Annotated in this window: 8 protein-coding genes; all 8 read left to right on the top strand. The window is 58.3% G+C overall.

Annotated elements, in window-relative coordinates; genetic code table 11:
* Positions 1-14: 14 nt before the first annotated feature.
* The 8 genes from AB3G88_RS04215 to AB3G88_RS04180 all read left to right on the top strand — a co-directional run bounded on the left by AB3G88_RS04215 (position 15) and on the right by AB3G88_RS04180 (position 14,065).
* On the top strand, positions 15-725 hold the full coding sequence (locus AB3G88_RS04215; protein ID WP_480453360.1) for an SIMPL domain-containing protein: 711 nt from the start codon (positions 15-17) through the stop codon (positions 723-725).
* Between the two features lie 190 nt (positions 726-915).
* Positions 916-4,215, top strand: a complete 3,300-nt coding sequence (locus tag AB3G88_RS04210; RefSeq protein WP_480453358.1) for a dermonecrotic toxin domain-containing protein — start codon at positions 916-918, stop codon at positions 4,213-4,215.
* Between the two features lie 119 nt (positions 4,216-4,334).
* The gene (locus AB3G88_RS04205; protein WP_191959532.1) at positions 4,335-5,936 is read left to right on the top strand and encodes an ABC transporter substrate-binding protein; all 1,602 of its coding nucleotides are present in this window, start codon (positions 4,335-4,337) and stop codon (positions 5,934-5,936) included.
* A gap of 258 nt (positions 5,937-6,194) precedes the next feature.
* Complete coding sequence (locus tag AB3G88_RS04200; protein ID WP_099587077.1) at positions 6,195-7,823, top strand: ABC transporter substrate-binding protein; 1,629 nt, start codon at positions 6,195-6,197, stop codon at positions 7,821-7,823.
* Positions 7,824-8,178: 355 nt separating this feature from the next.
* Positions 8,179-9,732 (top strand): ABC transporter substrate-binding protein, encoded by a 1,554-nt coding sequence (locus AB3G88_RS04195; protein WP_371926558.1) that lies wholly within the window; start codon positions 8,179-8,181, stop codon positions 9,730-9,732.
* Positions 9,733-9,902: 170 nt separating this feature from the next.
* Positions 9,903-11,300 (top strand): OprD family outer membrane porin, encoded by a 1,398-nt coding sequence (locus AB3G88_RS04190; protein WP_112193445.1) that lies wholly within the window; start codon positions 9,903-9,905, stop codon positions 11,298-11,300.
* Positions 11,301-11,379: 79 nt separating this feature from the next.
* Entirely contained in the window at positions 11,380-12,978 is a 1,599-nt protein-coding gene (locus tag AB3G88_RS04185) for an ABC transporter substrate-binding protein (RefSeq protein ID WP_099587074.1), read from the top strand.
* Between the two features lie 76 nt (positions 12,979-13,054).
* Positions 13,055-14,065, top strand: a complete 1,011-nt coding sequence (locus AB3G88_RS04180) for an ABC transporter permease subunit (RefSeq protein ID WP_003171721.1) — start codon at positions 13,055-13,057, stop codon at positions 14,063-14,065.

Below are 14,065 nucleotides of genomic sequence, written 5' to 3'. Positions count from 1 at the left end.
CCTAAGGAGCTTCCATGTCTCGTTTCACTCACAGTGCAGTCGTCTTCACCCTCAGCGCCGCGACCTTGGCCAGCCTTCCAGCCATGGCCGCCGACGCACTGAACTACAATCAGATTTCCTTGCGCGCCGAGGTCAGCCAGGAGGTGGCCCGCGACAAGATGATCGTCACCCTCTACACCGAATCCCAGAATGCCGACCCGGCCAAGCTCGCCGCCGAAATCACCACCACGATGAACAAGGCCCAGGGCCAGGCCCGTGAAGTGAAGGCCGTGACCCTGCGCCAGGGCAGTCGCAACAGCTACCCGATCTACGACAACAAGAACCAGAAAATCACCGGCTGGCGTGAACGCGCCGAACTGCGCCTGGAAAGCGCGGACTTCCCGGCCCTGTCCAAACTCACCGGCGAGTTGCTGAACACGCTGAAGATGGAAAATATGGACTTCGCCATCGCCGACACCACACGCAAGACCAGCGAAGATGCCCTGCTCAAGGACGCGGTTGCCGCCTTTAAAGCCCGTGCACAACTGGCCACCGATGCGCTGGGCGGCAAGGGCTACAAGATCGTCAATCTGAATTTCAACACCAATGGTTATCCACAGCCCTACGCCCGTGGCGGGATGATGATGAAGGCCGCCATGATGGATTCCGCGCCAACGCCTGAAGTGGAAGCCGGCACCAGCCAGGTCAGCATGAGCGCCGACGGGGTGATCGAAGTCTTGCAATAACCCCCTTACCCCAAAAAAAAAGCGCAGTCCTTGCAGGGTTGCGCTTTTTTTCGGCAATTCGCTACCCAATCACGTTATATCCAGCAGCATATCCGTTGGAATCAACCACTCGGTTTTCGATACACAAATAGTGCCGCAGCCAACAGGGAGTGCTGACTCGGCATCTATTTAGATAACGAGAACTGAAACCATGCCCCTATCAGCCAGTAACGCCAACGTTGTCGCACAGCTCCATCTCCCCCGTTTATCGACCGAGCCGCCATCACGGGCCGCAACCCCTATTGTCCAGGCGCCAATAGCCGAACCCAGCCTGACGGCCTCACCTCACGAAGCAGCCCTCCTTGAGGCTTACATCGGCGCAGTGCAAAGCAAAGTTTTGGGCAAAACACCAGAGCTTATAAAAGTCCCACCCTTGAGCGTTATGGGCCAGTGGCTGGGGGTGTATCGCGCGCAAGTGGAGCACCCTGTCGTTCAAGGCTGGATGCAGGAACAGAAGATCGACCAGAGCGCCTTGCTCACCGTCAACCCCCGCAAAGGCACCCTGACCGCCACCGTAGAAGGCCAACTGAAAACGTTCTCCCTCACCGATAACTCAGGCTGGGGAAACGTCAGCGGCCCGTTGCTGGAGGCCGCCAAAGTGATTGCGCCGGGCACTGTTGAACGGTTGCAGATGCGATTTGGCGACGATTACATACAAGTCACCGCGGGGGTGGTCGCCAACTTCCAGGGCACGCCCCTGCCGTCGTCATTGCGCCAGGCCAGGGCGCAAATCAGGCAGTTGGAAGAGCAAAAAGGCTTTAACCCCATCGCGCCGGATGATCGCGTGCGCCCGGCGCAGAGCCGCTCGGCACGCGCCCTCGAAACGCTCAAACTCAACGCCCAGACGTATTACACCCAAGCGCCTCAAGCATTGGCCTACAAGCACCTGGCGACGGAGGTTGCCGGCGCCCTGCCAAACGTGCGCGCCCATGCAAAAATCTGGGCGGAGTCCGTCATCTTCAAATTAACCGGCGAACATGTGGATGCCGATACCCTGTACTTGAACCGTTTCAATGGCGCACAAAGCGCTTCGACCGTCACAGGCTGGGAGCACCTGAACGAGGAGCCGACCTCCTCACTCCGCCTGCCGGACGCATTGTTGAAGAACTTTTCTGAAAACGATTGGACCCCAGGCAACCTCGACTCTGAGGCAGGCATCTACACCGACGGCCCCGGGAAGAGCCAAGCAGGGGGTTATGGCGCGCACAACCAATACCGTGTGGCGCCCTCCGACCTCATGCATGCCAGTTGGCAAACTGACTTCCAAACATTGATGACACAAAAAATCGACGAATTCTGGAACACCCGCAGTTCGGACTACCAGACATCAATCAAAGGCGAGTTCGCCTATCAGGCCCGAAAACAACTGAAGACGGCTCAAGCCCGGCCACCTGCCGAGCAGGCACTGCAAGCTCCCGAGCATCGCTTCAGCCGTGAAGACTACCGCTTGGTCATGGGCGCGATGTCCAACGTTCCACTCGACGAAAATGCACCACTCACTATCGAACAGCTCAGGGCCGAAGCCCCGGTAAAGGGTGTCGTGCAGGCGCACGCGTTCAATATCAAGGGTTTCTTGTCTAACGACATCGTGCGATTCAGTGCCGACGATGGCGGCAGGCAAGTCCTCTACATCCCAGGCGCCGAGCCGGCGTTTCTGCGATTTGACTCCCTTGAGAAGCTGGATCAATGGGTGATCGATCAAGCCAAGGCCCCCAAAAAGCGCGCGGCCCTGCTCGCTCATTTCCCATTGATCAGCCGCCAGGACCATGAGGCAGGCACCATTGAGCGCTTGGCAAAAGTGTTCATGCCCATCTTGGGGCTGGCCAATGTCGGCACCAAAACAGAAGGTCTGGACACAACGCTCGAAAAACTCGCCACTGGAAAGCTGAAAGACCCGACGTTCGATGGTGATGGATCGCATATCGAAGGCGATGTCTTCGCCAGCATGACCTCCGCGAGTAAAGCGCGAATGACCAGCGATGCCGACGTCATGATCAAGTCCAACAGCGAGGTAACGCGGGACATATGGCTTAACGACATTACCGTCGCAGCTGGCTTGCTGGCCAAGCTGGCCCCCATCGCTGCGCCCGTTGCGGCCGCCGCAGTCGTGGCGGGAGTGACCGAACTGGCGCTGGGTGCAGAAAAACAAGCCTCCGGCGATACGCTGGCTGAACGCAACGACGGTGCGTCCAAGGCGTTTGATGGGTTGTTGAACACCTTGTTCTCGGTCGGTGCCAGTGGCCCAGTCGAGGATCCGTTCGTTCCGCCAGAAGAAAAACCGTACACGCCCATCCCAGGCACGCGCCCTCGGGTTGAAGCGCCGCAAACCGTATCTATTCCCAACCGCTTGCAGCCAAGCCAGGCGGGCAGCATCAGCCAATACGCGGTGCCGGACGGCGAACGGCTGATTGAAAATGCTGTGCGTAACGCCAAGGGAATCTACCAGGCGAAAGATGCAGCAACCGGTGCTGATCGTTGGTTTGTCCCCTACACAGACACCTCCGGGATTCGCCAGATATATGAGATAAAAAGCGACTTCAAACTGAGCAATGATTATGTGCAGATCATTGATCCAGATACCGGCAAGCCGGTAATGACGGTGCACGCCACTGGAGATGGCGAGTGGGCCCGAGCCTCAGCCGATGGCGGGGCGCGCTGGCCCTGGAATCGCCCTCCATCTCCGACACCCAGCAACCATTCAGCGGGTTCATCCAGCTTTTCAGAGCGTTTTGTCGAAAGCGATGGATCGAAAATCGAGGGTGCAGAAAAGTTCGACGACTACCTGAACCTCAAGGAAAACACCGACTATCAATTCACTGACAGCGTTTATGAGGATGGCTCAAACATCAAGCGCAAGCTCATTGCTTCGTGGCAAGTCGATGATGGTGCGTTTAGCGTCACTGAGGGCGAACGCGCCCAGCCCACAACATTCTCAAACAGCCAGTACTCTTCCAGCTTTGCACCCGATCTGAATCGTGAACGCTACAGCGTGATCACAAAACAACCGAATGGCGAACTGCGTACTGACCTCGATTACCGAGGGGACACGTTTGAGGACACCGTAGGACAACGGATCGCAACACTGGAAAAAACGATTCCGAACCCGGAACTTCGAGCCCGCGTCTCCGAGATAGCCCACCAGGGAAGTTCGTTTCCCGCTCTTGTCGAATTGATGCCTCCAGCCCTTAAAGAGGGATTCTCCGTGGCCGCAAGGGAGAAAGACTTCATCATCACTTATGACCCGGACGGCGGCGCTCATAGCGTCAAGGCTATTACCCGATGGCAACTCAGACAGGTCACCGATGATGGGCTAATCAACGCTAATGACCTGAATATTGTCAGCACCAGAACCTTCACGATACGTGAGAACAATGATCTGACCGGTGACGTGTTCACGATCGACCCCAAGGCACCCACCAAGATAGAGGTCTCGACACCTTCACTGATGTGAGCCCCTGAACCCGTAGATAAAGCGATTTAACCTATCTAGCGCGCCATAAACGGCGGTAACCTCGGGTTATCGCCGTTTGCATTCAGGCAGTCTTCTGCCTCGCCACTTCAGGGGTCTCCATGGAAAGAATCGCCTTCAAACCGCTCCTCCTTGCCGCCGGCCTGCTGGCCTTTATGCCGATGGCCCACGCGGCCAGCACCCTGGTTTACTGCTCCGAAGCCAGCCCCGCCGGCTTCGATCCCAGCCAGTACACCAGCGGCACTGATTTTGATGCGTCCGCCGAAACCGTGTTCAACCGCCTGACCCAGTTCAAGCGCGGCGGCACCGAAGTCGAGCCCGGCCTGGCGACGAGTTGGGAAGTTTCCAAAGAGGGCCTGACGTATACCTTCCACCTGCGCGAAGGCGTCAAGTTCCACACCACCGACTTCTTCACGCCAACCCGCGACTTCAATGCCGACGACGTGCTGTTCACCTTCAACCGCCTGCTGGATGCCGAGAGCCCGTTTCGCAAGGCCTACCCTTCCGAGTCGCCGTACTTCACAGACATGGGCCTGAACACCACGATCAAAAGCGTCGATAAACTCGACGAACACACCGTGCGGTTCAACCTGAACAACGTCGATGCGTCCTTCGTGCAAAACCTGGCCATGAGCTTCGCCTCGGTGCAGTCCGCCGAGTATGCCGCGCAGTTACTCAAGCAAGGCAGCGCCTCGGACATCAACCAGAAACCGGTGGGCACCGGGCCGTTTGTGTTCAAGCGCTACCAGAAAGACTCGCAGATTCGCTACGTGGCCAATAAACAGTATTGGAAACCCGAGGACGTGAAGCTCGACAACCTGGTGTTCGCCATCACCCCGGATGCCGCGTCGCGCCTGCAAAAGCTCAAGGCCGGCGAATGCCAGGTCAGCGGCTACCCGCGCCCCGCTGACATCGACGTGATGAAGCAAGACCCGAACCTGCGCGTGTTGCAACAAGCCGGTTTCAACCTGGGCTTTCTGGCCTACAACGTGACCCACCCGCCACTGGACCAGCTCAAGGTGCGCCAGGCCCTGGACATGGCCATCGACAAGCCGGCGATCATCAAAGCCGTGTATCAAAGCGCCGGACAATTGGCGCAGAACGCACTGCCACCGGCGCAGTGGTCTTATGACCCGACGATCAAGGATGCACCCTACGATCCCACCAAGGCGCGGGCGCTACTAAAAGAAGCAGGGGTTGCACCCGGTACCACCATCAACCTGTGGGCCATGACCGTACAACGTGCGTCCAACCCGAATGCGCGCATGTCGGCACAGATGATCCAGCAGGATTGGGAAAAAGTCGGCATCAAGGCCAATATCGTCAGTTATGAGTGGGGCGAGTACATCAAGCGCGCCAAAAACGGCGAGCACGACGCCATGATTTACGGCTGGACCGGCGACAACGGCGACCCGGATAACTGGCTCGGCGTGCTCTACAGTTGTGCTGCGGTCAAGGGCAGCAACTATGCGAAATGGTGTAACCCGGCCTACGACAAGCTGGTGCAACAAGCCAAGGTCAGCAGCGACCGCGAGCAGCGCATCAAGTGGTATCAACAGGCGCAAAAAATACTTAAGGAACAAGTACCTATAACGCCTATTGCGAACTCGACGGTTTTCCAACCCCTGCGCAAGGAAGTCAAAGACTTCAAGATCAGCCCGTTCGGCTTGACGCCCTTCTACGGCGTGAGTCTAGATAAGTAACAGCTGCGCCCCAACCGAGTGCGCCAGACGCCTCGGCTGGGCTTTTTTGGTGCGCCATCCGCACCGAAAAAACCCTCTAAATAGATACAAATATGTCGAAAGTTTCATAATTGCGACATTCCTGTACGTTCGTACCACTCTTTCCGGCCTGCAGTGGTTCAGCATCTTGCAATGGGTATGGCGCCTGCATAAGTATCCGCAGGCCGACTCACGAGGTCGCCCTCACCACCAAAAATGACAACAAATCATGAGGCCAACATGCTTAAACACGCAGTCCTTCCGTTATTAGTGAGCGCTGGCCTTATGGCCGCGGCCCCTTTCGCCCAAGCGGCGACTAACCTGGTGTTCTGCTCCGAAGGGAGCCCGGCCGGTTTCGATCCAGGCCAGTACACCACCGGAACAGACTTCGATGCTTCGGCCGAAACCATGTTCAACCGTCTGAGCCAGTTCGAACGTGGCGGCACCGCCGTGGTTCCTGGCCTGGCCACCAGCTGGGACGTATCCCCGGATGGCCTGACCTACACCTTCCACCTGCGCGAAGGCGTCAAGTTCCACACCACCCCGTACTTCAAGCCGACTCGTGAATTCTCGGCTGACGACGTGCTGTTCACCTTCAACCGGATGATCAATAAAGACGATCCTTTCCGTAAGGCCTACCCCACTGAGTTCCCGTACTTCACGGACATGGGGATGGACACCAACATCAAGAACATCGAGAAAGTCGATGCCCACACCGTCAAGTTCACCCTTGGCACCGTGGACGCCGCTTTCATCCAGAACCTGGCGATGAGCTTCGCGTCGATCCAGTCGGCCGAATATGCCGCCCAGTTGCTGAAAAACGGTACGCCCCAGGACATCAACCAGAAGCCGGTCGGCACTGGCCCGTTCGTGTTCAAGAGCTACCAGAAAGATTCGAACATTCGCTACACCGGCAACAAGGACTACTGGAAACCTGAAGACGTGAAGATCGACAACCTGATCTTCGCCATCACCACCGACCCGTCGGTGCGTATCCAGAAGCTCAAGAAAAATGAATGCCAGATCACCCTGTTCCCTCGTCCGGCCGACCTCAAGGCGCTGGGCGAAGACAAGGACCTGAAACTGCCGAACCAGGCCGGTTTCAACCTGGGTTATGTGGCCTACAACGTCATGGACAAGGTCAAGGGCAGCGACCAGCCCAACCCGCTGGCTGACCTGCGCGTACGCCAGGCGCTGGACATGTCGGTGAACAAGCAGCAGATCATCGACTCCGTGTACCAAGGCGCCGGCCAACTGGCCGTCAACGCCATGCCGCCGACCCAATGGTCCTACGACACCACCATCAAGGACGCCGCCTACAACCCCGAGAAAGCCAAGGCGCTGCTCAAGGAAGCGGGCGTCAAGGAAGGCACCGAGATCGTGCTGTGGGCCATGCCGGTTCAGCGTCCGTACAACCCGAACGCCAAACTGATGGCTGAGATGCTGCAGAACGACTGGTCCAAGATCGGCCTGAAGGTCAAGATCACCAGCTACGAGTGGGGCGAGTACATCAAGCGTTCCAAAGGCGGCGAGAACCAGGCCATGATCATTGGCTGGAGCGGCGACAATGGTGACCCGGACAACTGGCTGAACGTGCTGTTCGGCTGCGATTCCCTGTCCGGCAACAACTTCTCCAAGTGGTGCGACAAAAAATTCGACGGCGTCGTGAAAGAAGCCAAGGCCACATCGGATGTCGCCAAACGCACCGAGCTGTACAAGCAGGCGCAACATATCCTCAAAGATGCAGTCCCGATGACACCTATCGCGCACTCGACGGTGTATCAACCCATGCGCAACACCGTGCAGGACTTCAAGATCAGCCCGTTTGGCTTGAACTCCTTCTACGGCGTGAGCGTCAGCGGCAAGTAAGGATCATTGACGGCGACGTTTCATAACGTCGCCGTTATTGCATCCGCCTGGCCCCTAGGAAAATGAGCACGTTCGCAGTCGATGCTTCCTACAGCAAAAAACCGCGACACCTGACTCCGTTGCCTACAGGGTCAATCCGATTTGGCGCATTTACTCTGAAGTCCGCGGCTCATAACGTCGTAGGACAGCAGAGGCTCCAACTCGGGAAAGGCACTTGCTGTGTGTGGGATCAGCGTTGTCCCCCAGGCCTTGCGCTTGGGTGATTGTTCGCTGATGACAACTACAAACAAGGATCGGGATCGTCATGCGCCATACCACCGTTCTATCCGCCATTTTTGGCACCAGCCTGCTGGCCATGGCCACCATGGGTCACGCCGCCGACAAGAAGAGCCTGGTGTTCTGCTCCGAAGGCAGCCCGGCAGGTTTTGACACAGCGCAATACACCACCGCCACCGACAACGACGCAGCCGAGCCGCTGTACAACCGACTTGTCGAGTTTGAAAAAGGCGCAACCAACGTAGTGCCTGGGCTGGCCACCAAGTGGGATATTTCCGAAGACGGCCTGACCTACACCTTCCACCTGCGTGAAGGGGTGAAATTCCACAGCAACAAGGAGTTCAAGCCGACACGCGACTTCAACGCCGACGACGTGCTGTTCACCTTCAACCGCATGCTGGACCCTGATCACCCGTTCCGTAAGGCCTACCCCACCGAGTTTCCGTACTTCAACGGGATGAGCCTGAACAAGAACATCGCCAAGGTCGAGAAAACCGACGAACACACCGTGGTGATGACCCTGAACACGGTCGACGCCGCGTTCGTGCAAAACATCGCCATGAGCTTCGCCGCGATCCTGTCGGCCGAATACGCCGAGCAGTTGCTCAAGAGCGGCAAGCCCAGCGACATCAACCAGAAACCGATCGGCACCGGCCCGTTCGTGTTCCAGCGCTACCAGAAAGACTCGCAGATCCGTTACGTTGGCAACAAACAGTACTGGGACCCGAGCCGCGTTCAGCTCGATCAACTGATCTTCGCCATCAACACCGACGCCTCGGTGCGGGTGCAGAAGCTCAAGGCCGGCGAATGCCAGGTGACCCTGCATCCGCGTCCGGCTGACGTCGATGCGCTCAAGGCCGACCCGAATCTGCAACTGCTGACCAAGCCTGGCTTCAACCTCGGCTACATCGCCTACAACGTGCGCCACAAGCCCTTCGATCAGCTCGAAGTGCGCCAGGCGCTGGACATGGCGGTGAACAAGCAGAGCATCCTGAACGCCGTGTACCAGGGTGCGGGGCAACTGGCGGTCAACGCCATGCCGCCGACCCAATGGTCCTACGACGACACCATCAAGGACGCCGCCTACAACCCGGAAAAAGCCAAGGAACTGCTCAAGGCTGCCGGCGTCAAGGAAGGCACCGAGATCACCCTGTGGGCGATGCCGGTGCAACGGCCGTACAACCCCAACGCCAAGCTGATGGCTGAAATGCTGCAGAGCGATTGGGCCAAGATCGGCCTGAAAGTGAAGATCGTCAGCTACGAATGGGGCGAGTACATCAAGCGCACCAAGAACGGTGAGCACGATATCAGCCTGATCGGCTGGACCGGCGACAACGGTGACCCGGACAACTGGCTGGGCACTCTCTACAGCTGCGACGCCATCGGCGGGAACAACTACTCCATGTGGTGTGACCCGGCGTATGACAAGCTGATCAAGCAAGCCAAGGTCGTCACCGACCGCGAACAACGGACTGTTCTCTACAAACAGGCGCAGCAGTTGCTCAAGCAGCAAGTGCCGATCACGCCTGTCGCCCACTCGACGGTCAACCAGCCGTTAAGCACCAAAGTCGAAGGTTTCAAAGTGAGCCCCTTCGGCCGCAACGTGTTCTCGGGCGTCAGTATTACCCCATAAGAAAATAACCGGATTGCAGGAGAGCGAAGTCAGCTCTCCGGCAAACGTGCAGCCATTTATTGGGAAATTTCCTACGGCAAACGTTTGCAAGTGCCTGAACGAGTTACACACCAATAGTCGGTTCACCTAAAAAGACCGGCATAAAAAAGAGAACCAAAGGAGCTTCACCCATGAAACTGAGCAGCAAAGCGCTTCTGGCCCTGGCCATCAGCAGCATCACGGCTACCGCCTATGCTGAGCCCGTCAGCCAGGACTTCGTTCCGACCACACTGGCCGGCGCCAGCGCCCAAAGCGAGGCCAAAGGTTTTATCGAAGATTTCAGCCTGGGCGGCACCACGCGTAACTGGTACTCCCACGAAAGCAAATACCGTGGCGGCACCTTTTCCTACACAAAACACGGTAAAACTGAAACCGACCGTAACCGCACCAACTGGGTACAAGGCACAATCCTCAACGCCAGCTCGGGTTTCACCCAGGGCACCGTGGGCGTGAAGACCGAAGTGGCGCTGTACAACGCCCTCGTTTTGGATCGTAGCAAGCGTGACATCAAGGGCGGCTCCAACCGCACACTGGCCGACTCGGATGGCAACGCCGTAGACCAGTGGAGCAAACTCGGCCTCGCCAACATGCAGTTCCGCGTGTCCAACACCACCCTGACCGCCGGCCGCCAGAACTTCAGCAGCGGCATCGTCGACACCATCGGCAACCGTGCTTTGCCTTCCAGCTTCCAGGGTGTGAGCTTCAACAGCGAAGAGTTCAGCAACCTGTCGTTCCAGGGCGGTATCTTCGATCGCGTTTCGCCACGGACCGAGCAAAGCCTGACGAAATTCGTCTCCGAATACGGCAATGGCCAGAAAACCGACAAGGTCAAGACCCTGGGCTTCAACTACCAGCCGTTCAAGAGCCTGAAAACCAGCCTGTTCGCGGCTAACGTCGAAGACTTCTGGAACCAGTACTACTTCGGTGCCACCCACGAATTGGGTGACGCACAGACCCTGGCGCTGACCACCGGCCTGAACTACTACAAGACCACCGACACCGGCAGCAAGAAGATGGGCAACATCGACAACGATACCTACTCGTTGTCCCTGGGACTGACTCACCAGGCCCACACCCTGACCTTCGCGTATCAGGAAGTGAACGGTGACGAGTACTTCGACTACCTGCACGAAACCAACGGCATCTACCTGGCCAACTCCCTGACGTCCGACTTCAACAGCCCGAACGAGAAGTCCTTCCAGGTGGCCTACGCCATCAACATGGCCGAATACGGCGTGCCTGGCCTGAAGTTCAATGTCTACTCGGCACGCGGCTGGGGCATCGACGGTACTCACTACAACGGCACCGCCTATGGCGAAGCTGGCAAGTCACGCAGCGACTTGCGCTTGATGGATGGCGAGAAACACCAGGAATACGGTGTAGGCGCGGCTTACGCCGTGCAGAGCGGGCCACTCAAGGCCACCGCGATTCGTGCGACTTACGTCGAACACCGTGGCAGCGCTCAACAGGCTGACGGCAACATCAAAGAGTTCCGCCTGGTCACCACCATTCCATTCAACATTCTTTAACTAGCGCCAGGTAGACGGCGGGCTCAGGACGAGCCCGCCGTCTACGCTTGTCTGGTCCATCGATTGCAGAGGGCTCTGAATGAAAATGCTACCGCTACAAGCCGCCATGGCTGCCGCGCTGTTGAGCGTGGCTGTCGGCATTTCAGCCAAACCGCTGGTGGTCTGCACCGAAGCCAGCCCGGAGGGTTTTGACCCGGTCCTGTACACCACGGCCGTCACCGCCGATGCCGCCGCTGAAACCATGTTCAACCGTTTGGTGGACTTCAAGCCCGGCACCACCGAAGTAGTGCCTGCACTGGCCAAAGACCTGCCAGAGATCAGCGCCGATGGCCTGACCTACACGTTCCACCTGCGTGAAGACATCAAGTTCCACACCACCGACTACTTCAAACCCACGCGCAACCTGAATGCCGACGACGTGCTGTGGAGCTTCCAGCGCCAGCTGGACCCGAAACACCCGTGGCACAATAAGTCCGTCGTGGGCTACCCCTACTTTGAAAGCATGGGTTTCAAGGAACTGCTCAAGAGCGTAGAGAAGACTGACGATCACACCGTCGTCTTTACCCTGACCCGTCCTGAAGCACCGTTTCTGGCCGACCTGGGCATGGCGTTCTCGTCGATCCATTCCGCCGAATACGCCGACCAGTTGCTCAAATCCGGCAAGACCGATGACCTGAACGCCAAGCCGATCGGCACCGGGCCGTTCATCTTCACGCGCTACGCGAAGGACGCCCAGGTACGCTTCAAGGCCAACCCGGAGTATTTCCGTGGCAAGCCGGCGGCCGATCCGCTGATCCTGGCGGTCACCACAGACAACAATGTGCGCCTGCAGAAGCTCAAGGCCAACGAATGCCAGATCGCGCTGTTCCCCAAGCCCGATGACATTCCAAGCATCCGCAAGGACCCGAACCTCAAGGTCGACGAACTGGCGGCGATGACCACCAGCTACACCGCCATGAACACCACCCATAAGTACATGAGCGATGCACGGGTCCGCCACGCGATCAACATCGCATTCGACAAGGCCGGCTATACCGAAGCGCTGTTCGGCAAAGGCAATGCCGTGGTGGGCACCGGCCCTTATCCACCGACGTTGCTGGGGTTCAACACCAACCTGAAAAACCCGCCCCGTGACCTCGACAAGGCCCGCGCCCTGCTCAAGGAAGCCGGCGTACCGGAAGGCACCGAATTCACCCTGTTCACCCGTAACGGCGGCGGCCCGACCAACCCCAACCCGATGCTCGGCGCCCAGCGCATGCAGGCGGATCTGGCGCAGGTTGGCCTGAAGGTCAATATCAAAGTCATGGAATGGGGCGAGATGCTCAAGCGCGCTAAAAACGGCGAGCACGACATGGTCTCGGCTGGCTGGGTCGGCGATAACGGCGACCCGGACAACTTCCTTACGCCCAACCTGAGTTGCGACGCTGCGAAAAACGGCGAAAACTACGCCCGCTGGTGTAACAAAGAGTTTCAGGCCCTGATCGACAAAGCCCGCGCAATTGATGAACCCGCGGCTCGGGCTGCGCTCTATGAACAAGCACAGGACGTTTTCGAAAAAGACCAACCATGGCTCCCCATGGCTTACCCGAAACTGTTCACCGCCATGCGCAAGAACGTAGAAGGCTTTACCCAAAGCCCTCTGGGTACAAATAACTTCGCCACTACCCAGGTGAAGTAAATAAGAGAAACGCTCGGCACCGCCCACTGGGACGGTGCCGAACCTGCCTAACCGGCTGATTGAGGTACACAACAAGATGTTTAGTTTTATTGCCCGCCGACTGGGGTTATTGATCCCCACGTTTTTCGGCATCACGTTGCTCACGTTTGCGTTGATTCGCATGATCCCTGGCGACCCCGTCGAAGTCATGATGGGCGAGCGGCGCGTCGACCCCGAGATGCACGCACAGGCAATGGAGCGCCTTGGCCTTAACAAGCCGTTGTATGCGCAATACCTGGACTATGTCGGCAAGCTCGCCCAGGGCGACCTTGGCGAATCGCTGCGCACCCGTACCAGCGTGTGGACCGAATTCACCGCCCTTTTCCCGGCGACCCTGGAACTGTCCATGGCCGCCCTGTTGTTCGCCGGTATCCTGGGCCTGTTGGCCGGGGTGATCGCGGCACTCAAGCGAGGATCCCTGTTCGACCACGGGGTGATGGGCATCTCCCTCGCGGGCTATTCGATGCCGATCTTCTGGTGGGGCCTGATCCTGATCATGTTCTTCTCGGTGAGCCTGGGCTGGACCCCGGTTTCCGGGCGCATCGACCTGCTCTACGACATCGAGCCGCGCACCGGCTTCATGCTGATCGATACCCTGCTGGCTGACGAGCCGGATGCATTCTGGGATGCGCTGCACCACTTGATCCTGCCGGCCATCGTGCTCGGCACCATCCCGCTGGCAGTGATCGCACGGATGACCCGTTCATCCATGCTCGAAGTGCTGCGTGAAGACTACATCCGTACTGCCAAGGCCAAAGGCCTGTCGCCGGCGCGCGTGGTATTCGTACACGGCCTGCGTAACGCGCTGATCCCGGTGCTCACGGTGGTCGGCCTGCAAGTCGGCACCCTGCTGGCCGGTGCGGTCCTGACCGAAACCATCTTCTCGTGGCCCGGCATCGGCAAATGGCTGATCGAAGCCATTGGCGCGCGGGACTACCCGGTAGTGCAAAACGGCATCCTGTTGATCGCCTGCCTGGTGATCCTGGTGAACTTCGTGGTGGATATCCTCTACGGCTTCGCCAACCCACGTATCCGTCACCAGCGCTGA

It is taken from the genome of Pseudomonas arvensis, from assembly GCF_056688935.1.
The sequence above is the reverse complement of the archived record's forward strand: the minus strand, read 5'-3'. Positions and strand labels throughout refer to the sequence as shown.